Genomic DNA, 20,892 nt, shown 5'->3' on the forward strand with positions numbered 1-20,892 from the left:
ACGGCGGAAGGCGTCACCACGGCCGACTCGTGGTGAGGTATTTCGCCATCTCCTGACTCTGCCGGCGGTGCGCCCGGCGGTGCTGCGCCCGCTCCTCACCGGACTCGTTGAGCGCGCGTTCCTCCGCCGATTCGGGGAGCACCGGAGGAATCTGCGTCGGGCGGCCACCGTCGTCGATCGCGACGAAGGTGAGGAAGGCGGTCGCGGCGATGCGTCGATCACCGCTGCGCAGATCTTCGGCGGTGACCTTGACGAACACCTCCATCGAACTGTGTCCGGTCCACGTCACGAATGATTCCAGGCACACCGAATCCGAAGGGCGAACAGGCTCGAGGAAGTCCACCGAATCCGTCGATGCGGTGACCACCGAAGCGCGACTGTGACGCGTCGCGGAGATCGAGGCGGTCATGTCGATGTCGCTCATCAGTTTTCCGCCGAACAACGTGTTGTGATCGTTGACGTCGTTCGGAAAGACCCTGCTGGTCTTGATCACCCGGGATTCTCGGCAAGGTTTGGCCTGCACGCGTGGTCCTTTCGTAGGCTGTGCGCGCGGGATCTCCGCGCAATCACACTCTGTCCAGCCTACGACTGCCGAGCGGGAGTCGGCGCCCGCCGGGTGTGATGCTCGACAAGCCTGACCAGCATCGAGGTGAGCAGTGCCCGCTCGTCGTGGTCGAGGGGAGCGAACGCTTCGTCCTGCGCCTCGGTGAGTCTCCTGTCGAGGTCGAACAACCGGTTCCGCCCGCGCCGGGTCAGGCTCACCACGTTGCGTCGCCGATCCTCCGGATCCGGAGCCCGCTCGGCGAAACGGCGGTCGGCGAGGGCGTTGACGGTGGCCGCGACATCGCTGCGATCGAGCCCGCATCGCCGGGCGAGGTCCACCTGGCTGGACGGGCCGTACTCCTCGAGCGCGGCCAGGACGCGGTAATGGTGCCCGCGGGCGTCGGCGGCGTCGAGTCGTTCGAACACGACACGATGCACGTGTCGCGCTGCCTGGGTCATCAGATAGCTCGGAAGGTGCCCGAGGCGGTCGGGGCCGGCCGCGTCGTCGGTAGCGGACATAGGTCGAGTCTACGAGTACGGATCCGCCGGATCGAGGCCCCGTCACCGATGCCGATGGTCGGTGATCGGTGTGCGCGGACCCCGTTTCGGGACCCGTGCGTGCCCACCCGTCTCGGTGAGCAGGCGGACGGCGCGATAGCGGTGCGGCCGAAGCGGTTCGAGATACTCGATCATGCCCGCATCGTCGAGGGGACGTCCGAGCAGCGACCACCCGACGACCGTGGCCAGATGGTAATCACCGACGGAGAGCGCGTCCGCGTCGCCGAACGCCCGCTGCGCCACTTCGGCGGCCGTCCACACACCCACTCCCGGAATCGTCCGCAGCTTCCGGCGGGCCTCGGCCGGCTTCTCTCCGACGAGACGCTCGAGGGACTCGGCGACCTGCGCGCACCGCACGACGGTCCGTGCGCGGCCCGGATCGACGTTCGCGCGATGGAATTCCCAGGACGGCACCGTCCGCCAGGTCGCCGCAGACGGGGGTACCCGCATTCCTTCCGGTGCCGGTCCGGGCGCTCGGTCGCCGAACCGGGTGACGAGGCGCCGCCACGAGGCGAAGGCCGCAACACTGTGCACCCGTTGTTCGAGAACGGCGGGCACGAGGGACTCGAGCACCCTCCCGGTGCGGGGGATACGCAGCGCGGGCAGGCGCCGGTGCGCTTCGACGAGCGCCGGATGCCCGGGTGAAAAGCCGGACGGATCGTCCTCGGCGCCGAGCAGGGCCGGTGCGCGTTCGACCAGTTCCCCCGCTCCGGGCCCCCAGGCCAGGCACCGTGCGCCGTGCGTTCCGTCCTGCGTGAGCCGGTAGGTGACCGGTCCGGAATCCATCCGGGAGGTCCGCCAGACCGCGAGGCCGTCGGAGCGGTGACACGGATCCCAGGGGCCACGCTGGAGAGGACGCAGAGTGCGGGCGACATCGACGGGCCACGGCACGCGTACCCGAGCCTCGAGTGGCGCGTCGTCGGCGACCGTCGGGATGCGACGGCCTCGCTCGTCGGACACGGTCACCGTCCTACCGTACTCCGGGCGCACGGGCCGGGTCGCCGCAGTCTGCGACGACCCGGCCCGCGAAGAGCTCGGAGCGGTTGCCGGGTGACTACGTCACTCGTCGGACACCGTCGTCATACCCAGCCGGTTCATGTCGGGGACGAACGGCTGGTGTGCGAGGAGTCCGCCGTCGACCTTGATCACCTCACCGTTGATACCCCGGGAGTCGTCCGAAGCGAGGAACAGGAAGACTTTGCCCAGCTCGGTGGGGCCGTTGAGGCCCGGGCGCATCGTGTGCCCGACGTAGATGTCCTTGATCTCCTGAGGCAACGCCTGAGCGGGGGGAGTGGTGGTGGTTCCGGGGCAGATCGCGTTGCAGCGCACCCCTTCCTTCCCGTACTGCGTCGCGGTGAACTTGGTCAGGGCGATGAGCGCGGCCTTGGTGGCGCCGTAGCCGGTGAGGCTGCTGTCGCCTGCGAATGCGTGCGTGGACGAGGTGTTGACGATTGCCCCGCCGTTCTTGCGGAGGTAGGGCAGCGCGTGTTTGGTGAGCAGCATGGCTGCCCGGACGTTGACGGCCATGACGTTGTCCCAGACCTCGATCGCCATATTGGCCACGTCGCTGTCATCACCGGGGAAGATGCCGGCGTTGTTGACGACGATGTCGGGAGCGCCGAAGTAATCGACGGTCCGCTGCACGAGGTTCGCGATCTGGTCCTCGTGCCTGAGATCGATTTCGACCGCCAACGCGGTCTTGTCACCGTGGCGTTCGTTGAGAATCGCAGCAAGGCGTTCGGCGCCCTCCAGGTTGATGTCGGCGACGACGACTCGGGCGCCCTCGGCTGCCAGCTCCGTGGCAGTGGCACCGCCGATGTTGAGGCCGCCCGGTTCGACACTGGTTGCACCGGTGACGATGGCGACCTTTCCTTCTACACGACCCATCTTGTTCACTCCTTGTCGACATATGTTGTGGACTTACAGGTCCAGTACCAGGCGCTCGCCTCGACACCGGGATACACAGATCAGGATGTACTCGCCCGCAGCCTGTTCTTCCGGAGTGAGGATCTCGTCCCGATGGTCGGGCACGCCCTCCAGAACCGTCTGCTCGCACCGTCCGCACATGCCTTGCTGGCAGGACGACAGGACGTCGACACCGTTGGATTCGAGCGTGTGGAGGATCGATCGATCGGCGGGCACCGTGAAGCTGCGGTTCTGTTTGGCGAGTACCACTTCGAAGGCGGTATCGCCGCTCGCCGCCGGTGGCGCAGCGGGAACGAAGCGTTCCGTGTGAAGGGCTCCTGCGGGCCATGATTCGAAGCGCCGCTCGACGGCGTCGAGCAGACCGGACGGGCCACAGCAGTAGACGGCGGTATCGCCGCGAGGCTCTCCGAGAACCCGGTCCAGATCGATGGGGCCGACGGTGTCTTCGGAGAAGAACTCGACGCGATCGCCGTAGCAGGTCAGTTCGTCCCGGAAGGCCATCGAATCGACGGTCCGGCCTCCGTAGGCCAGGTGCCAGTCCGCGCCGCGAGCGTGGGACAGGGCGATCATCGGAAGGATCGGGGTGATCCCGATCCCACCGGCGACGAACACATATCGATCCGATTCGACGAATGCGAAATTGTTGCGGGGTGCGCCGACTCGGAGTTTTGTTCCGGCTTCGACGGAAGTGTGGATGTACTCCGAGCCTCCGCGTCCTTTCCCGACAGGTTCGCGGAGGACACCGATCCGCCATACGTCCGAATCGGAGGGATCGCCGCACAGCGAGTACTGGCGGACCGCTCCCGACGGAAGGAGGACGTCGATGTGTGCTCCCGGCGTCCATGCCGGCAGGCATGTGCCCGTGACCGGGCGCAGGACGAGGGCCTTGACGCCGCTGGCGACGGTGTCGACTTTCTCTACGACGACGTCGATGTCACCGTCGTTCGGGTCGTGGGTCGTCACCTGACGCCCTCCTTTCTGCCGAGGCCGAAATGCGTTGTTACGCGCGGTCCCACGTGATCGGGAGCTCGTGGACGCCGAAGATCCGAGCGTCGTTCTTGAGCCGGATGTCGTCGGCGGGCACTGCGAGTCGCAGCGTCGGGATGCGCTCGAGCACGATGGAGAACACCACCTGCAGTTCGAGGCGAGCCAGCGGAGCGCCCAGGCAGGTATGAATTCCGTGACCGAAGGTCAGGTGGCGGCTGGCATCCCGTTGGAAGTCGAGGCGATCGGGCTCGTCGAACACCGACGGGTCGCGGTTGCCCGCTTCAGTCGAGAACATCAGCAGTTCGCCCTTCGCGATTCGCTGCCCGGCGACTTCCATGTCCTCGGTGGCGGTGCGGGGCAGGCTGCCGATGATGTCGAGATGGCGGAGCAGTTCCTCGACGGCCTGGGGCATGAGTTCGGGGTCCTCGCGCAGCTCGGCCAGCTGGTCGGGGTGCTCGAGCAGGGCGAACAGTCCCAGGCCGAGCATGTTGCCGGTGGTCTCGTGGCCGGCCATGAGCAGGAAGGTCGACATACCGGCGACGTCGATGATGCTGAGATCGCCGGATTCGATGTGCTTGACGAGGAGACTGACCAGGTCGTCACCGGGGGTCTGCTGCTTGATGGTCACCAGCTCGGCCAGGTAGGTCATGACATCGCCGATAGCGCCGGCGATCTGCTCGGGAGTGCTGTCGGCGGCGAGGACGGCACGGGTGCGTTCCTGGAAGAAGTCGTGCTTGTCGTAGGGGACGCCGAGCAGCTCGCAGATGACCAGCGAGGGGAGCGGAAGGGCGAGTGCGTCGACGAAGTCGACGGGCCCGACGGACTTCAGCATCTCGTCGACGAGCTCGTTCGCGATCCGCTCGATGTTCGGGCGCATCGCCGCCATACGGCGGGGTGTGAACTCCTTGGCCAGGATTCGGCGCAGGTCGTCGTGTTGCGGCGGATCCATCGCCACGAAGAAGCCGGGAACTGCGTCGTCGCCGGCATCGCCGCGGGAGGAGTCCTCGATGCCGCGCACACTCATCCGGGGGTCGGCGAGCACCGAGCGGATGTTGTTGTACCCGGTGATCAACCAGCCCGGGGTGCCCTTGAAGTCGACCTTCTGCAGGTCGTCGTCGTTGAACGAGGCGTACTTGTCGTGGGGCGCGAACGGACAGGTACGGCCGAACGGGAAGGTGGGATGCTCTGCGTTCGCGGTGGTGTCGTGACCGATGACGTCGTCTGCCGGTGTGGTCGTCATGTGTGCTCCTTCGATAGCGGCGGGAGTGTGCCGTGGCTTCCGGTCCGGGTTCCGTACAGCGATGCACGTGTGGTGCTGCGGGTTCAACCGATTCGGAAGGGCGGCCCGTGGAATGTGACGGGGGGCACATGAGCAGTGAACGATCATATCGTGGCATGTCGCCAATGGATCGTCAATGAGAAGTTCGAAGATGTGCTGCGTCGCCATCGGGTGTCGACGGAGGGGGCCGTCCAGATGGGGCAAAAAAGTGCTGGAAATAAAGGTGTTTCAATGAGGATTCTGGGTCTTCGTGGTTCGGATCAAGGAGTGTGATGAAGCGCTTCTCGAGCTGGAAAGGTGTACCGATGCGCATGCATAGTTAGTAATCACTCTGATCGGATCTCGTTCTTCTGCGCCGAAGACAGGTCCGCCCGTGCACGACGTGCCGCGTTTTCCTGCGACTGCAGAACAGCGGGCGGGCGTCGTGCACGGCGGAATTCCGTGCCTGGCGATGCGGGATCAGGCGGTGGCCCGCTGGAAATGGGCCAGCAGATCGGGGTACTTCACCAGGTGTGCACCGCCGTTGAGATCGAGACTTTCACCCGTGAGCCAGGACGCGTGCGTCATGTAGACCGCGGCGTCGGCGATCTCCTCGGGAGTACCCGACCGGCCGAGCGGAGTATTGGCCAGATAATCGTCCTGGAGTCCGGGAACGGACATCGACGGTGTGGTCAAGGGGGTCATGACGATTCCGGGGGCGATGGCATTGACCCGGATACCTCGTGGGGCCAGTTCCAATGCTGCAACTTCGGTCAGCATCGCAAGTCCGGCTTTGGCGGAACAGTAGGCGCTCATCCCGGTGCCCGGCTGACGCGCGTTCAGCGAGGAGAGCGAGATGATCACTCCGCCCTCACCCATTGCGCGGGCCGCGTGCTTGACCACCAGGAAGGCGCCGGTGAGGCAGACATCGACGACGAGCCGGAACTTGTCGGCAGGCAGATCGGTCACGGACCCGGCGATACTGAGTCCGGCGCTGTTCACGGCGATGTCGAGCCGGCCATGTCGCGCGCGTACGGATTCGAACAATTCCTGGACGGAAGCTTCGTCCGTCACGTTCACTTCTGCGGCCTCATGTGGTTCGCCGAGTTCGGCCGCGAGTTCTCTTGCCGCGGTGATGTTGCGGTCGGCCACGGTTACGGTCGCGCCGTCGTCGGCCAGCGCCCGGGCTATCGCGGCTCCGATACCCGAGGCACCGCCTACGACGACCGCACAGCGTGCATCGTTCGGGGACATATTCTTCGTTCCCTTCCTGGAGGGAGATGGAATGTAGTGGTCATGAGGACACCAGGCCGGCCGGGAGGACCATGGCGTGTGCCAGAGCGGACAGGTTTTCGGTGATGCCGGGCCGCTCACGGAGTTGTGTGTTCTGCGAGACGTCGGTGATCACGCCGATGACGGCCTGGGCGAGGGCCCGCGCATCCGCTGCCGACAGGTTCTCGGCAATGGCGCAGATGGCCTCGACCCATTCGGCGACGTATTCGCGCTGGGTCTCCCGTAGTGCGGCCTGTTCCTCTTCGGAGAGATACAGCAGGTCGGTGGTGAGGATGTGCATGATCCGGCCGTGCACACCCAGCGCCTGCCGGATGTACGTGCCGATCAACGAGTCGAGCACCTGCTGTGACGAGGTGGCCTGGGCGAGCGCGTCGGCGGTCACGTACAGCAGTCCTTCCGCGCCGCGCTCCAGGATCGCTCGCAGTACCTGTGTCTTCCCGGTGACATGCTGGTACAGCGTGGCTACGGACATCTCCGACGCCTTGGCGATGTCGTCGATGCGCACGTCGTAGAAGCCACGCTCGACGAACAGCTGTGAGGACGCTTCGAGAATCCGTTCCCGGCGTCCTGCGGGCCGATGCGGCACCGGCGTCCGGGCCGGTGCCGCATCGGGGTCGACCTCGGGTAGTTCGCAGGCGATGATCGACCGGGCGATTGCCGATTGGAGCTCGATCAGCCGCTCGGGTGGGAGCGTGCCCCGGATGGTCGGCGTGTTCGAGTACATCGCAAGGACTGCGAAGCCCAGCAGTTCGGCACGGTTCGCAGTGATCTCGGGATGAGCGGCGGTGATTTTCGCGGCGATACGGTCGCGAGTGGCGGAGAAGTGGTCCCGGAAGAGGAGACGTTCGTCCTCTTGGAGATGCCGTTGTTCCCGCCGCCACAGTGTGGCCTCGTCACCGTTCGCCGTCAGATCACCGAGTCCGTCGAGGAACAGATCGAGTTGCTCGAGAGGCGTCGAGCCGTCGTTGTCGGCGCGATCCGCAAGTTGTTCGACGAGCTCCACCTGACTCATCAACGCCTGCACGAGGATGTCGTGCTTGCCCTTGAAGTGCCGGTAGACCGCAGGTCCGGTGAGCCCCACCGCCGCACCGATCTGGTCGATGCTCACGTTCTGGTACCCGAGGTCCTGGAACAGATGGGTCGCGGCCCGGACGATCTGCTCGACCCGATGGCCACCGCGGGTGGAAGCGGGAGCGGTTGCGGCACGGGTAGTCGTCGAACGTGCCATCTCAGTTCTTTCCGGTGAGTTCGATCATGGGACCAGTTTCGCATCCCCGGCCGGATCGGACTCGGGCCACGCCACCACGGCGGTCCCGGCCAGTGTCCGGGTTCCGTCGGCCAGTACAGCGCTCAGGTCCAGGACGGCACCTCGTTCACCGTCGACCGTCACGATCTCCTTGATCGTCGCGGTCAGCGTCGGTTCGGCGAGCACAGGTGTGATGGCGGTGAACCGCGTCGACAACTCGCGGATGCTGCTCTGGGGGAACCGGTCGGTGAGCAGACGTCCGAGATACGCCATCGACAGCATGCCGTGGGCGAAGACGTCGTCCATTCCGGACGCCCGCGCCGAATCGATGTCGATGTGGATCGGATTGTGGTCACCGGACGCGCCGGCGAACAGCGCCAGGGTCGTGCGGGTCACGGCGCCGGGCTTCAGCTCGGCGACGACCTCTCGTGCGGCGGGTGTGGGCGAGGTCATTTCTTACCTCCCGGATTCTTGATGACGCTGACACTCTCGAGTTCGGCCACGACCGCCCCGTCGCGGGTGACAGTGCTACGGCGGACGAGGAAGTCGAGGGCGCCACCCGCTTTGGTGTAGGCGTCGACGTATTCGGATTCGAAGGTCACCGTGTCTCCGGCGTGGACGTCGGCGAAATAACGGAACCGCTGTTCACCGTGGAGGACGTTACCGAGATCTACTCCGTGGGCCGCGAGATCGGCGAAGACGTTCGAGTTCTCCAGTTCGAGACCGAACAGGAAGGTAGGAGGCGCGAGTACGTCCGGGTGGCCGGCCGCGACTGCGGCATCGCGATCGCGGTAGACCGGATTCTCCTCACCGATCGCGATGGCGAACTGCCGGATGCGGCCCCGTTCGACGTCGGCGACGATCGGAGGAACCTCGACATCGAGGATTGCGTGATCGAGAGACATCAGACCGCCTTCTCGTAGAGGGTGACGACGCACGCGCCACCGAGACCCAGATTGTGCTGCAGGGCGATTCGAGCACCGTCGACCTGCCGGTCGCCGGCCTGCCCACGGAGTTGCCAGACCAGTTCGGCGCACTGGGCCAGGCCGGTAGCGCCGAGCGGATGTCCCTTGGACAGAAGGCCTCCCGACGGATTGGTGACCACGCGGCCACCGTAGGTGTTGTCGCCGTCGAGGATGAACTTCTCGGCGGTCCCTTCCGGGGTCAGGCCGAGGCCCTCGTAGGTGATCACCTCGTTGGTGCTGAAGCAGTCGTGCAGTTCGACGACCGGGATGTCCAGGGGATCGACGCCGGACTGCTCGTAGACCTCCGCGGCGGCCTTGGCCGTCATGTCGTAGCCGGCGACCCGCATCATGTCGGTGGTGTCGAAGGTGCCGGGAAGGTCGGTGACCATCGACTGCGCGCGGATGCGGACGCTCGCGTCGAGTCCGTGGGCGCGGGCGAACTCCTCGCTGCACACCACCGCAGCGGCAGCGCCGTTCGTCGGCGGGCAGCACATCAGGAGGGTGAGCGGTCCCCAGATCAGCTTGGAGGACATCACCGTGTCGAGGTCGATCGGGTCGCGGAAGACCGCGAGCGGGTTGCGGGCGGCGTGGCTGCGGGCCTTGACCGACACGCGGCCGAAGACCTCGGAGGACACGCCGTAGCGGGCCATGTAGGCCACACCTGCGCCGCCGAACATCTTCGCGGCCGCCGGTGCCTGTTCGTCACCACCGGGCATGGAGGTGGCGATGTTCTCGCCGCGCGCAGTGGGACTGGGGCGATCGCCGTAGGCGTTGACGAGGGCTCCGGGCTGCATCTGCTCGAAGCCGAGGGCGAGCACGCACTCGGCGGCACCGGATGCTACGGCCTGGCGGGCCAGCCACAGGGCGCTGGAGCCGGTCGAGCAGTTGTTGTTGACATTGACGATGGGAATGCCCGTCATGCCGATCTCGTAGAGAGCGTTCTGCCCGGAGGTCGAGTCGCCGTAGACGTACCCCACGAATGCCTGTTGTACGTCGGCATATTCGAGTCCTGCATCCTTCAGGGCTGCGGTTGCCGCAGCAGCTCCCATCCGGTCGTAGGTCTCGCTCTTTCCGGGTTTGGTGAACGGCATCATTCCGACGCCGCTGATGCAGACATTGCGCATGGTCTGCCTTTCGATCGAAGCGGGTGTGCGATGGTTCGGACTTCAGCAGACTATACATATTCGTCATTAACAAGAAGGGGAAAAAACCAGCAAAAATGGTCGTTGACTCCCTTGAAACCTGAAGTTAGTATTCACCCCAGTGACTGGAGTCACATGATCTTCAAAGCGTCGGCCTCGCTGTATCCGGAGGTCGGGCTCTCGACGCGAACACTCAGGAGGAAACACGTGAGCGGCCAGAAACTGCAGGACAAGGTGGCGCTGGTCTCCGGCTCGGGCCGTGGCATCGGTCGAGCCGTTGCCGTGAAGTTGGCGTCGGAGGGTGCCCGGGTCGTGATCAACGATCTCGATGCCGAGCCCGCGAAGGAAGTGGTTGCAGAGATCGAGGCGCTCGGCGGCCAGGCCGTCGCCTGCGTCGGCAGCGTCACCGACCCTGCGTTCGCCGACCGCTTCGTCGCCACCGCGGTGGACAATTTCGGTGGAGTCGACATCATCGTCAACAACGCCGGATACACCTGGGACAACGTCATCCAGAAGATGACCGACCAGCAGTGGGCGGACATCATCGACGTGCATCTGACGGCGCCGTTCCGCATCCTGCGCGCAGCCCAGCCGGTCATCAGCGCTGCCGTCAAGCGTGAACGCGAGGAAGGATTCGTTCCGTGCCGCAAGGTCGTGAACATTTCGTCCACCTCGGGATTGCTCGGTAATCCCGGACAGGCGAACTACTCCTCCGCCAAGGCGGGCATGGTCGGTCTGACGAAGACGATCGCCAAGGAATGGGGTCGGTACAACGTCACCTCCAATGCGGTCGCCTACGGCGTGATCAACACCCGCCTCACGTCGGTGACCACGGAGGCGAAGACGATCGACGTCGAGGGCAGGGAAATCAAGGTCGGCGTGGATCCCGCGGTGATGGACGCTGCGACGAAGCAGATCGCGCTCGGGCGCGCCGGCACCGTCGAGGAAGCTGCCGGCGCTGTCTACCTGTTGTGCAGCCCCGAGTCGAGCTACATCACGGGCCAGGTCCTCGTGTGTGGCGGCGGGCTGTGACCGAGGCACCCAGTACGCAGGAGTGCGCCGTGGACGACTACGAGGACGTGACCTACGAGGTCTCGGGCGGTGTCGCCGTGGTGACCCTGGACGCGCCCGAACGTCGCAACGGTATGCGGGTCCGCATGCTCGTCGACGTGTTCCGCGCCCTCGACCGTGCCGACCGCGACCCCGAGGTACGTGCAGTGATCGTCACCGGTGCCGGTGAGGCATTCTCGGTGGGTGCCGCGCTCGACGGCCCCGAGACCTTGACGCGCGCCCTCGTCGAGGACGTCGGCGGGCACACGCCAACCGGTTACCGCGAGCCTGCAGGACGGATCAGCGAGCGGATCTTCGAGATGCAGAAGCCGGTGATCGCCGCGATCAACGGCCACGCGATCGGAGGAGGCGCGACGATCGCCGCTGCGATGGACATCCGGATCGCGAGCGAAGACGCACGATTCGGATTCGTCTTCACGCGGCGGGGTGTGGTCCCCGAGGGCGCCTCGTCGTGGTTCCTTCCCCGACTCGTCGGGATCGGGCGGGCCACCGACTGGATCCTGTCCGGGCGGGTGTTCGACGCTGCAGAGGCGTACGAGGCCGGATTCCTCACCCGGGTGGTTCCCGCCGACCGGGTGATGTCGGAGGCCAGGACGTACGCGGAGCAGTTCGTCCGTGACACCTCTCCGACCTCGGTCGCGTTGTCCAAGAGGCTTCTGGCCTCGGGATGGTTGCACTCACATCCGGGTCCGGCCGCCGCAGGTGAATCGCGCACGTACGCGGGAAGAGTCGACTCCGTCGACGCCCGTGAGGGAATCCTGTCGTTCCTCGAACGCCGGCCCGCAGTGTTCCCGCCGCTCGACCCGACTCCCGCCGAACGATTCTGAAACTCCCTACGGACCACCCAGGAGCGCCATGACCACCGACCCGTTCACCGTATGCAAGTACGGGGCCGACGCGGAGGGGACCCACGACTTCGCCGGCATCCACAACTTCAACGAAAGCGTCTATTTCAACTTCGTCGACCCGGTTTCGCAACTCGGTGGGCTGGTCCGCATCGGCAACAGGCCGAACCTCGGCTACAGCGAGACCTCGGTGCAATTGACCCTCCCGGGAGGCGCCATCGCCTTCCGGGCCGGCCGGACACCCTGCGAGACCAACGACGAATTCGCCGGTCAGGGACTGGAAATCGTGATCAAGGAACCTACACGGACCGCCGAGATCACCTACCGCAACACCGTCGCACGTGTCGCCCATCCGTCGATGATGGCCGAGCAGGGCCGTATCGCCCTGAAGAACGCCCCCTCGGAGGAGTGCGAGATCTCGCTCACCTACGAGGCGACGAGCCCCATGTTCGTCATCAACGGCGACGGCGACGGCGACTGCACGCCGGGCAGCTCGACGATCGCCAGTGATCACTACGAGCAGTTCGGGCATCTGTCCGGAACCATCCGGGTGGGCAGCAGAACCTGGGTTCTCGACAAGGTCACGTCCTTCCGGGATCACTCGTGGGGACCCCGGGAATGGGCCTCCTATACAGGTGAATGGCTCGCCGGATGGCTCGCCGACGGTACTGCCTTCAGCGCGTACGGCGAGTACGAACCTTCGGGCGTGCGTGTCAGTGCGGGTGCTGTGCTGACCACCGACCATGTCGCCCATCCGATCACCGACTACAAGGTCCTGACCGACTACGCTGGTGAATCGACCTACAGCGGAAGGCATGTCGGGATCATCACCGCAGAAGGGCTGCCGACGATCGTCGTCGACGGATCGATCCGGCACTTCGTTCCGGTCACGCAGCGCACCGAGGACCGTGCCGTCCGCATGGCCCAGATGACCGTCGATCTCGCCGAGGGATACGGCGGGTGGGCCGTCGCCGAATTCCTGCGTCCGATCAGGCCGTAGGGCGACGCTGCCCACCCCTATCCGATCCTCATCGAGGAGCATCGTCATGTACCCAGGACGTCACGCTGTCGACCATCCCGACCGCCCGGCGATCATCATGGCCTCCAGTGGCGAGACCGTGACCTATGCGGATCTCGACACCCGCGCCAACCGGCTTGCTGCGTTGTTCCGGGCACACGGACTGGTGCCTGGCGACCACATCGCCCTGTTCATGGAGAACCATCCCGACATGATCGTCGCGATGTCGGCGGCCGAACGCACGGGACTGTTCTACACCCCGGTGAACTCCTTCCTCTCCGCGGACGAAGCCGCATTCATCATCGGCGACTCGCACTCCCGGCTGGTGATCACCACAGCAGCGAAGTTCGCAGTGGCGCAGAAACTCCCGGGTCTGTGCCCGGTGGTACAGAGGTGGTTGCTGGTCGATGCCGACGCTGTGGCCGACGAGCTTCCCGCGCCCTTCGAGTCGTATGCGGACGCGGTGTCGGAATTCGACGGAACGCCGGTCGAGGACGAGCGGCTGGGTACGCCGATGTTCTACTCGTCCGGCACCACCGGACGGCCGAAGGCGATCAAGCGTTCCCTGCCCGACGCGCACCCAGGGCAGATCCTCGACATCGAGGATTTCGGGCGCAGACTCTTCCACCTACGGGAAGGGATGCGATTCCTGTCGCCGGCGCCGCTCTACCATTCCGGACCGCAGTCCTCGGTGGCGATCGGTATCCGCCTCGGCGCGACGATCGTGGTGATGGAGAAGTTCGACGCCCGCGAGTATCTCGCACTGGTCGAGAAGTACCGCATCACCCACTCGATGGTGGTGCCGACCATGTTCTCCCGCATGCTCAAACTCCCCGAGAAGGAGCGGGACTACGACGTCTCGTCGCTCGAGGTCGTCGTGCACGGTGCGGCACCGTGTCCGGTCGCCGTCAAGGAAGCCGTGCTCGACTGGTTCGGTCCCGTCATCTACGAGTACTACGGCGGCACCGAAGCGAACGGTATGTGCGGATGCACCCCGCAGGAGTGGCTCGAACACAAGGGAACTGTCGGTCGGCCCTACATGGGTGAGCCGGTGATCCTCGACGACGACGGAAACGAATGCCCGCCCGGCGTTCCGGGAACCATCTGGTTCCGGGGAGCGGGAAGCACCTTCGAATACTTCAACGACCCGGGAAAGACCGCCGAGGCGCGCAGCGCCGACGGAACGATGTCGAAGATCGGCGACATCGGCTTCCTCGACGAGGACGGATTCCTGTATCTCACCGATCGACAGGCCTTCGTCATCATCTCCGGTGGAGTGAACATCTATCCGCAGGAGATCGAGAATCTGCTGATCACTCACCCGAAGGTTCTCGACGCTGCGGTCTTCGGTGTACCCGACGAGGACTTCGGGGAAGCAGTGAAAGCCGTTATCCAGCCCGTGGATCCGACGTCGGCACGCCCGGAACTGGCGTCCGAACTTTCCGAGTTCTGCCGATCCGAGATCGCGAAATTCAAGTGCCCCAAGTCGTTCGACTTCATCGACGAGATGCCGCGGCTGCCCACGGGCAAGCTCTACAAGAAGGGTCTGCGTGCCGCGTACTGGACCGAACCCGCTGCCGCATCTCGCTGAACCACCTCACCAGAACAGGAAGTTCCATGCCCCACGACGTTTTCGTGTACGACGCGATCCGAACCCCGCGCGGAAAGGGCCGCAACGGTGCGCTGAACGGCGTCAAGCCGATGACCCTGATCACCGGACTGATCGAAGCGATCCAGGAGCGCAACCCGTCGCTCGACCCCGCCCGCATCGACGACATCGTGCTCGGCGTCGTGAGCCCACTGCGTGACCAGGGCGCCGACATCGCGCGAATCGCCGCGGTCAATGCCGGCCTGCCCGAAACCGTCGCCGGCGTTCAGATGAACCGCTTCTGCGCATCCGGCCTCGAGGCGGTCAACACCGCATCGCAGAAGGTCGCATCGGGTTGGGAGTCGCTCATGCTCGCCGGTGGCGTCGAGTCGATGTCACGCGTACCGATGGGCAGCGACGGCGGCGCGTGGGCCAACGACCCGGAGACGAACTTCACGACCGGTTTCGTCCCGCAGGGCATCGGCGCCGACCTGATCGCGACCCTCGAGGGCTTCACTCGTGAGGACGTCGACAGTTTCGCCGCCGAGTCGCAGCGCCGCGCCGCACAGGCGTGGGACGAGGGTCGGTTCGACCGCTCGGTCGTCCCCGTCCGCGACAAGAGCGGCATCGCGATCCTCGAGCGCGACGAGCACCTGCGCCGTGGCACCACGGTCGAGACGCTCGCCGGGCTCACCCCCGCGTTCGCCGGGATCGGCGCAGCCGGCTTCGACGCGGTGGCCCTGCAGAAGTACCACTGGGTCGAGCGCATCGACCACGTGCACACCGGGGGCAACTCGTCCGGAATCGTCGACGGTGCAGCGCTGGTCGCACTCGGCAACGAGCAGGTCGGCAAGGACCTCGGCCTGACCCCTCGGGCCCGGATCGTCGCTGGCGCGGTCAGCGGCTCGGACGCGACCATCATGCTCACCGGACCGACGCCCGCTACCCGCAAGGCACTCGCGGTCGCGGGGCTGACCGTCGACGACATCGATCTGTTCGAGATCAACGAGGCGTTCAGCTCGGTCGCGCTGCGCTTCATGAAGGACCTCGACATCCCGCACGAGAAGCTCAACGTCAACGGTGGCGCGATCGCGATGGGGCACCCGCTCGGAGCGACCGGTGCGATGCTCATCTCGACCGTCATCGACGAGCTCGAGCGCCGCGACCAGCGCCGTGCGCTCGTGACGCTGTGTGTCGGCGGTGGCATGGGTATCGCCACGATCGTCGAACGCGTCTGAGCCCCGATACTTCTCCTCCGCGACCTCCAGAAAGCTGTGAGCACACGATGACCCAGATTGCAGAACCCACCAACACGGAACGTATCGGCACCATCCTGTGGGAGCAGGGCGACGACGGCATTGTCGTCCTGACCTTCGACGACCCGAACCAGTCCGTCAACACGATGAATGCCGCATGGTCGGACTCGCTGAACCGGGTGCTCGCCCGCCTCGCCGAGAACAAGGACAGCGTCACCGGCGTCGTCGTGACGTCGGCGAAGAAGACGTTCTTCGCGGGCGGCGACCTCAACGACATCTACGCTGCCACCCCCGAACAGGCCGGGGAGCTCGCTGCGTTCGCAGACGGCGCGAAGGCCATGCTGCGCCGTATCGAGACCGCGGGTGTCCCGGTGGTCGCGGCGATCGCCGGCGCCGCCCTCGGCGGCGGACTCGAGATCGCCCTCGCGTGCCACCACCGGATCTCGGTGCGCGCGAAGTCCGTTCGAGTGGGCCTGCCCGAGGTCAACCTCGGACTGCTGCCGGGTGGTGGGGGCATCGTCCGAACCGTGCGGTTGCTCGGCCTCGGACCCGCCCTCGATCAGGTGCTGCTGACGGGCGCGTCGTTCACCGCAGACAAGGCGCTCGAGATCGGCCTGATCGACGAGGTCGTCGACTCGGCCGACGACCTCATCCCCGCGGCGCGTGCATGGATCGCCGCGAACCCGGACGCGACCCAGCCGTGGGATCGTAAGGCACCCATCCCGGGTGGCACCGCGTACTCGCCGTCCGTCGAGGCGCTGATCCCGGCTCGTGTCGCCGCAGTGCGCGCGGCCGCGAAGGGCTCGCCCAATCCGGCACGCGAGGCGATCCTCGCCACTGCGGTCGAGAGCACGCAGGTCGACTTCGACGTCGCGTCCGCAGTCGAGACCCGCTACTTCGTCGGGCTCGCGACCGGGCAGATCTCCAAGAACATCATCCAGGGCACCTTCTTCGACAAGCAGGCCATCGCGTCCGGTGCGAGCCGACCCGAGGGCTACCCGACGCACAAGGCCACGTACGCAGCAGTGCTCGGCGCCGGCCTGATGGGCGCGGGCATCGCACTGTCGTGTGCGCTCGTCGGGATCAAGGTGGGTCTCAAGGACGTCGACCTCGCCGCCGCCGAGAAGGGCAAGGACTACGCGCGCCGCTTCCTGACCAAGCAGGTCAAGGCCGGTCGCCGCACGCAGGAGTCGGCCGACGAGATCCTCGCGCTCATCACGCCGGTCGCCGACGCCACCGACCTCGCCGGAGCCGACCTGGTGATCGAGGCCGTGTTCGAGGATCCGGCGCTCAAGAAGACCGTCTTCGGTGAGGTGCTGGACGTCGTTGCGCCCGACGCGGTGCTCGGTTCCAACACGTCGACGCTTCCGATCACGGACCTCGCCGCCGGGGTGGACCGGCCCGAGGACTTCATCGGCCTGCACTTCTTCTCGCCGGTCGAGCGGATGGATCTGCTCGAGATCATCGTGGGTGAGAAGACCAGCGACGCCACGCTCGCGAAGGCATTCGACATCGCGCGGCAACTGCGTAAGACGCCGATCGTCGTCGGTGACGGTCGGGGCTTCTACACCAGCCGTGTGATCCTGCAGCGCCTCACCGAGGCCGCCGCGATGGTCGGCGAGGGCATCGACCCGCAGTCGATCGAGCAGGCGTCGGTGCAGGCGGGCTACCCGCTCGGCACGCTCGCGCTGCTCGACGAGGTCACCTCCGCACTCCCGCTGAAGATCCGCAGCCAGTTCCGTGAGGTCGCGGAGGCCGCGGGTACACCCTTGCCCGAGCATCCCGGCGACGCGGTGCTCACCGCGATGGTCGAGGAGCTCGGTCGTCCGAGCCGTGTCGCGGGTGCCGGCTTCTACGAGTACGAGGACGGCAAGCGCGGAGCACTGTGGTCCGGTCTCGCCGAGCGCTTCCCGGTGAACGGTGAACGCGCCGACCTCGACGAGCTGAAGGACCGGCTGCTGTTCGCCGAGGTCCTCGAGACGGTGCGCTGCCACGACGACGGCGTCCTGCGCTCGACCGCCGACGCCAACGTCGGATCGTTGCTCGGCATCGGATTCCCCACGTGGACCGGTGGTACCAGCCAGTTCATCGCGGGTTACCCCGGCGGCACCGCGGCGTTCGTGCGGCGCGCGCAGGAACTGGCCGACAAGTACGGTCCCCGATTCACGCCGCCGGCGTCGCTGACGGAGGGCTGACCGGTGCGCAGGGACATCTACACCGACGAACACGAGGCCTTCCGGTCCGCCTTCCGCGCCTTCCTCGACCGCGAGGCGGTGCCGAACGTCGAAGAGTGGGAGGCCGCCGGAACCGTCGATCGCGCCTTCATCAGTGCTGCTGCGAAGTCGGGATTTCTCGGTTTCGAATTCGACGCCGCCTACGGTGGCCTGGGCATCGACGACTTCCGGTACAACGCCGTCATGACGGAGGAGGTCGTCGCATCCGGCATGGCCGGCGACACCTTCAGCATGCAGAACGACATCATCGTGCCGTACCTGCGCGATCTCACCGACGACGCCCAGAAGGAACGGTGGCTGCCGCGCTTCACCCGGGGCGACTGCGTCACCGCCCTCGGCATGACCGAACCCGGCGCCGGTTCGGATCTGGCATCCATCCGCACCACCGCGCGGCGTGACGGCGACGAACTCGTCATCAACGGAACCAAGACGTTCATCACCAGCGGCGCCACCTGCGACATGGCGATCGTGCTGGTGCGCACCGGCGAACGCGAGGGCCGAGGGACGTCGTTCGTCGTCGTCGAAGCCGGAACCCCCGGCTTCGAACGTGGCCGCCCGATGCACAAGATCGGGCGCAAGGCTCAGGACACCGCCGAACTGGTCTTCACCGACTGCCGGGTACCGGCTTCGAACATCATCGGCGAGCCCGGGCGCGGATTCGGCTCGGCGGTGGCCAATCTCCCGCGCGAACGCCTCTCGATCGCCGTCTCGGCGGTGGCGTCCGCCGCGCACGCACTGAGTCTGGCCCTGGACCATGTTCGCGATCGTGTGGCCTTCGGTGCCCCGTTGTCCGAGCTCCAGTCCGTACGGATGACGATCGCCGACATGCATACCGATGTCCGGATCATGCAGCACTACGTCGACAGATGTGTGCTCGCCCTCGACAGTGGGGAGCTGACGGCCGACGACGCTGCCGGTGCGAAGTACAAGGCGACCGAACTGCAGTGGGAGGTCGTCGACCGGTGTCTGCAACTGTTCGGCGGCTACGGCTACATGGAGGAATACCCGATCGCCCGGATCTGGCGTGATGCGCGTATCCAACGGATCTACGGAGGAGCGAACGAAGTGATGAAGGATCTGGTCGGCCGAGCGGTGGTGGCACGATGACCGGGCTGCTCGAGGGGCGTGTCGCTCTCGTCACGGGGAGTTCGCGGGGTGTCGGCCGAGCCGTAGCCCTGCGGCTCGCCCGCGACGGTGCGGCCGTCGCCGTCAACTATCGTCGTGAGTCCGCTGCCGCGGACGAGGTGGTCGGTGAGATCGTCGCTGCCGGTGGCACGGCCCGCGCCTACCAGGCCTCGATCGACGACGAGGTGGCCGTGGAGGCAATGGTCGAGTCGATCGGTCACGACCTGGGTGCGGTCGACCTGCTGGTCAACAATGCCGGCTCGGCCAGTCGGGGGTTCGATGTCGCCACGACGACCCGGAAGGAGTTCGAGTCGCTTCTGAATGTCCACGCGCTCGGCCCGATTCGCTTGATCCAGCTCGTCCTGCCGGGGATGCGGAAGGTCGCGTCCGAGCCGGGCGGCCGCGGGGACATCGTGATGATCTCGAGCAACACCACCACATCCACGCCACCGAACTCGGCGCCGTACACGATGGCGAAGGCGGCCATGGAGACCTGCATCCGGACCCTCGCCCAGGAAGAGCGTCCGCACGGCATCCACGCGAACATCGTCGCGCCCGGTCTCATCGCCACGGAGATGGGCCGGCGGCTCGTCTCCGCGTCGCGCGGCACGGACATCGCCGAGCTCGATGCGTCGTCCCCGTTCGGTCGGGTGTGCCGTCCGGAGGATGTCGCCGGTGCGGTGGCCTTCCTCGTCTCCGCCGATTCGGGATATGTGACGGGTCAGCGCCTCGTCGTCGACGGCGGCGGTGTGACGGCGGCGGTGTTCTGATGAGTGTCACGGACATCGATACCGGGGTGACGGGCATGCGTAACGATTTCCTCGACGAACTCACTGCCGAACTCGACCGAGCTGTCGGTGCAGGCGGGTCGCTGACCCTCGCGGACGTCGACCTTCGCGGTGAGGGGAACTCGTGGGAGACCTATCTCGTCACCGCCACGTGGACGGCGGGCACCGGCGATTCGACCGCGACCTACGCGGTCAAACGCCAGCCGATCAGCGGCATCGTCGGCGATTACGACGTCACCCGTGAGGTCGCGCTTCTCGAGGCCGCAGCGGGAATCGGTATGCGCGTTCCGAAGGTGATCGCATACTCGGTGCCCGAGACCGGTCGCGGGTGGTTCGCGATGGAGAAGGTCGAGGGACGGATCCCGATGCCGAACACCGTCTCGCGGGTCGTCCCCGACCCGGATACCCGGCGACGACTGGGATTGGACGTGGCGCGGGAGATGGCACGCCTGCACGCTGCCGACCCACACAGCCTGAACCTGACCGCGCTCGGGCCGGTCCCGGAGCCCACCGACACCGGCAAGCACGAGAACGACAAGTGGCAACAGGTCTATCGGGACGTGGTCGACATCCCGATCCCGGTCCTCGACCTCGCCTTCGCGTGGTTGGATCATCGGCGTGATGCGGTATCCGGACGGGTAGCGCTCGTGCACAACGACTTCCGAATCGGAAATCTTGTGATCGAGGACGATACGATCGCCGGTGTCCTCGACTGGGAGACCGCACACTTCTCCGACCCGACCGCCGACATCGCATGGTTCGCGCAACGGACCTCGCGTGGACGTTCACCGTTGCTGTGCAAGCTCATCGAGCTCGAACCGTTCCTCGACGAGTACGAGGCGGCTGCCGGCTGGCGTCCTGGTCCGGACGCCCTGACGTGGTGGACGGTCCAGTCACTGGTGAAGACCGCCGTCGGATGTCTGCAGGCCGTCGACATCTACTCGCGCGGGGAACGCGACGAATTGCGGTACGCGAACATGGCGCACAGCGTCTACTACAGCCTCGGCTGGCTGGGGCAGATGCTGCGCGACGGAGAATGGGGACACTGA

Annotated in this window: 20 protein-coding genes; 9 read left to right on the forward strand and 11 right to left on the reverse strand. The window is 66.1% G+C overall.

The window, feature by feature from the left end; translation table 11 throughout:
• Positions 1–13 precede the first annotated feature (13 nt).
• The 11 genes from MOM01_RS03220 to MOM01_RS03270 all read right to left on the reverse strand — a co-directional run bounded on the left by MOM01_RS03220 (position 14) and on the right by MOM01_RS03270 (position 9,900).
• Positions 14–523, reverse strand: a complete 510-nt coding sequence (locus MOM01_RS03220; protein ID WP_241383932.1) for an acyl-CoA thioesterase — start codon at positions 521–523, stop codon at positions 14–16.
• Between the two features lie 59 nt (positions 524–582).
• Positions 583–1,062 carry a MarR family winged helix-turn-helix transcriptional regulator gene (locus MOM01_RS03225; RefSeq protein WP_241383933.1) on the reverse strand — a complete coding sequence of 160 codons (480 nt, stop codon included), beginning with the start codon at positions 1,060–1,062 and terminating at the stop codon, positions 583–585.
• A 42-nt stretch (positions 1,063–1,104) separates the two neighbouring features.
• Entirely contained in the window at positions 1,105–2,067 is a 963-nt protein-coding gene (locus MOM01_RS03230; protein WP_374112247.1) for a DNA-3-methyladenine glycosylase family protein, read from the reverse strand.
• A 93-nt stretch (positions 2,068–2,160) separates the two neighbouring features.
• Positions 2,161–2,988 carry an SDR family NAD(P)-dependent oxidoreductase gene (locus MOM01_RS03235; protein ID WP_241383934.1) on the reverse strand — a complete coding sequence of 276 codons (828 nt, stop codon included), beginning with the start codon at positions 2,986–2,988 and terminating at the stop codon, positions 2,161–2,163.
• Between the two features lie 33 nt (positions 2,989–3,021).
• On the reverse strand, positions 3,022–3,990 hold the full coding sequence (locus tag MOM01_RS03240) for a PDR/VanB family oxidoreductase (protein WP_241383935.1): 969 nt from the start codon (positions 3,988–3,990) through the stop codon (positions 3,022–3,024).
• Positions 3,991–4,027: 37 nt separating this feature from the next.
• Complete coding sequence (locus MOM01_RS03245) at positions 4,028–5,254, reverse strand: cytochrome P450 (RefSeq protein ID WP_241383936.1); 1,227 nt, start codon at positions 5,252–5,254, stop codon at positions 4,028–4,030.
• A 498-nt stretch (positions 5,255–5,752) separates the two neighbouring features.
• The gene (locus MOM01_RS03250; RefSeq protein ID WP_241383937.1) at positions 5,753–6,526 is read right to left on the reverse strand and encodes an SDR family NAD(P)-dependent oxidoreductase; all 774 of its coding nucleotides are present in this window, start codon (positions 6,524–6,526) and stop codon (positions 5,753–5,755) included.
• Positions 6,527–6,566: 40 nt separating this feature from the next.
• On the reverse strand, positions 6,567–7,793 hold the full coding sequence (locus MOM01_RS03255; RefSeq protein WP_241383938.1) for a TetR/AcrR family transcriptional regulator: 1,227 nt from the start codon (positions 7,791–7,793) through the stop codon (positions 6,567–6,569).
• Positions 7,794–7,817: 24 nt separating this feature from the next.
• Complete coding sequence (locus tag MOM01_RS03260; protein ID WP_241383939.1) at positions 7,818–8,264, reverse strand: MaoC/PaaZ C-terminal domain-containing protein; 447 nt, start codon at positions 8,262–8,264, stop codon at positions 7,818–7,820.
• Positions 8,261–8,716: a MaoC family dehydratase N-terminal domain-containing protein gene (locus tag MOM01_RS03265; protein ID WP_241383940.1), complete on the reverse strand. Its 456-nt coding sequence runs from the start codon at positions 8,714–8,716 to the stop codon at positions 8,261–8,263. The genes MOM01_RS03260 and MOM01_RS03265 overlap by 4 nt, the downstream gene beginning before the upstream one ends.
• The gene (locus MOM01_RS03270; RefSeq protein ID WP_241383941.1) at positions 8,716–9,900 is read right to left on the reverse strand and encodes a lipid-transfer protein; all 1,185 of its coding nucleotides are present in this window, start codon (positions 9,898–9,900) and stop codon (positions 8,716–8,718) included. The genes MOM01_RS03265 and MOM01_RS03270 overlap by 1 nt, the downstream gene beginning before the upstream one ends.
• Positions 9,901–10,125: 225 nt before the next feature.
• On the opposite strand from MOM01_RS03270, the gene MOM01_RS03275 reads away from it, so the two are divergent.
• From MOM01_RS03275 to MOM01_RS03315, 9 genes are read left to right on the forward strand one after another with little or no spacing between them, the layout of a single operon-like run.
• Positions 10,126–10,950: an SDR family NAD(P)-dependent oxidoreductase gene (locus MOM01_RS03275; protein ID WP_241383942.1), complete on the forward strand. Its 825-nt coding sequence runs from the start codon at positions 10,126–10,128 to the stop codon at positions 10,948–10,950.
• Positions 10,951–10,979: 29 nt separating this feature from the next.
• On the forward strand, positions 10,980–11,816 hold the full coding sequence (locus tag MOM01_RS03280) for an enoyl-CoA hydratase-related protein (RefSeq protein ID WP_241383943.1): 837 nt from the start codon (positions 10,980–10,982) through the stop codon (positions 11,814–11,816).
• A gap of 28 nt (positions 11,817–11,844) precedes the next feature.
• Entirely contained in the window at positions 11,845–12,834 is a 990-nt protein-coding gene (locus MOM01_RS03285) for a DUF7065 domain-containing protein (protein WP_241383944.1), read from the forward strand.
• A gap of 46 nt (positions 12,835–12,880) precedes the next feature.
• Positions 12,881–14,443, forward strand: coding sequence for an AMP-binding protein (locus MOM01_RS03290; RefSeq protein WP_241383945.1), 1,563 nt, complete (start codon positions 12,881–12,883; stop codon positions 14,441–14,443).
• A 26-nt stretch (positions 14,444–14,469) separates the two neighbouring features.
• Positions 14,470–15,678, forward strand: a complete 1,209-nt coding sequence (locus tag MOM01_RS03295) for an acetyl-CoA C-acetyltransferase (protein ID WP_241383946.1) — start codon at positions 14,470–14,472, stop codon at positions 15,676–15,678.
• A 47-nt stretch (positions 15,679–15,725) separates the two neighbouring features.
• Positions 15,726–17,891, forward strand: coding sequence for a 3-hydroxyacyl-CoA dehydrogenase NAD-binding domain-containing protein (locus tag MOM01_RS03300; RefSeq protein WP_241383947.1), 2,166 nt, complete (start codon positions 15,726–15,728; stop codon positions 17,889–17,891).
• A 3-nt stretch (positions 17,892–17,894) separates the two neighbouring features.
• Positions 17,895–19,037 (forward strand): acyl-CoA dehydrogenase family protein, encoded by a 1,143-nt coding sequence (locus MOM01_RS03305; protein WP_241383948.1) that lies wholly within the window; start codon positions 17,895–17,897, stop codon positions 19,035–19,037.
• The gene (locus MOM01_RS03310) at positions 19,034–19,825 is read left to right on the forward strand and encodes an SDR family NAD(P)-dependent oxidoreductase (protein ID WP_241383949.1); all 792 of its coding nucleotides are present in this window, start codon (positions 19,034–19,036) and stop codon (positions 19,823–19,825) included. Before MOM01_RS03305 ends, MOM01_RS03310 begins: the two co-directional genes overlap by 4 nt.
• The gene (locus MOM01_RS03315) at positions 19,825–20,892 is read left to right on the forward strand and encodes a phosphotransferase family protein (RefSeq protein ID WP_241383950.1); all 1,068 of its coding nucleotides are present in this window, start codon (positions 19,825–19,827) and stop codon (positions 20,890–20,892) included. The genes MOM01_RS03310 and MOM01_RS03315 overlap by 1 nt, the downstream gene beginning before the upstream one ends.

Source organism: Rhodococcus sp. CH91, assembly GCF_022554085.1.
Lineage (GTDB): Bacteria > Actinomycetota > Actinomycetes > Mycobacteriales > Mycobacteriaceae > Rhodococcus.

Excerpts from the sequence above, each read along its gene's own strand:
- MOM01_RS03225 (WP_241383933.1), bottom strand. The coding sequence starts at position 1,062 with ATGTCCGCTACCGACGACGCGGCCGGCCCCGACCGCCTCGGGCACCTT.
- MOM01_RS03235 (WP_241383934.1), bottom strand. The coding sequence starts at position 2,988 with ATGGGTCGTGTAGAAGGAAAGGTCGCCATCGTCACCGGTGCAACCAGT.
- MOM01_RS03245 (WP_241383936.1), bottom strand. The coding sequence starts at position 5,254 with ATGACGACCACACCGGCAGACGACGTCATCGGTCACGACACCACCGCG.
- MOM01_RS03250 (WP_241383937.1), bottom strand. The coding sequence starts at position 6,526 with ATGTCCCCGAACGATGCACGCTGTGCGGTCGTCGTAGGCGGTGCCTCG.
- MOM01_RS03255 (WP_241383938.1), bottom strand. The coding sequence starts at position 7,793 with ATGGCACGTTCGACGACTACCCGTGCCGCAACCGCTCCCGCTTCCACC.
- MOM01_RS03260 (WP_241383939.1), bottom strand. The coding sequence starts at position 8,264 with ATGACCTCGCCCACACCCGCCGCACGAGAGGTCGTCGCCGAGCTGAAG.
- MOM01_RS03265 (WP_241383940.1), bottom strand. The coding sequence starts at position 8,716 with ATGTCTCTCGATCACGCAATCCTCGATGTCGAGGTTCCTCCGATCGTC.
- MOM01_RS03270 (WP_241383941.1), bottom strand. The coding sequence starts at position 9,900 with ATGCGCAATGTCTGCATCAGCGGCGTCGGAATGATGCCGTTCACCAAA.
- MOM01_RS03285 (WP_241383944.1), top strand. The coding sequence starts at position 11,845 with ATGACCACCGACCCGTTCACCGTATGCAAGTACGGGGCCGACGCGGAG.
- MOM01_RS03290 (WP_241383945.1), top strand. The coding sequence starts at position 12,881 with ATGTACCCAGGACGTCACGCTGTCGACCATCCCGACCGCCCGGCGATC.
- MOM01_RS03295 (WP_241383946.1), top strand. The coding sequence starts at position 14,470 with ATGCCCCACGACGTTTTCGTGTACGACGCGATCCGAACCCCGCGCGGA.
- MOM01_RS03300 (WP_241383947.1), top strand. The coding sequence starts at position 15,726 with ATGACCCAGATTGCAGAACCCACCAACACGGAACGTATCGGCACCATC.
- MOM01_RS03310 (WP_241383949.1), top strand. The coding sequence starts at position 19,034 with ATGACCGGGCTGCTCGAGGGGCGTGTCGCTCTCGTCACGGGGAGTTCG.
- MOM01_RS03315 (WP_241383950.1), top strand. The coding sequence starts at position 19,825 with ATGAGTGTCACGGACATCGATACCGGGGTGACGGGCATGCGTAACGAT.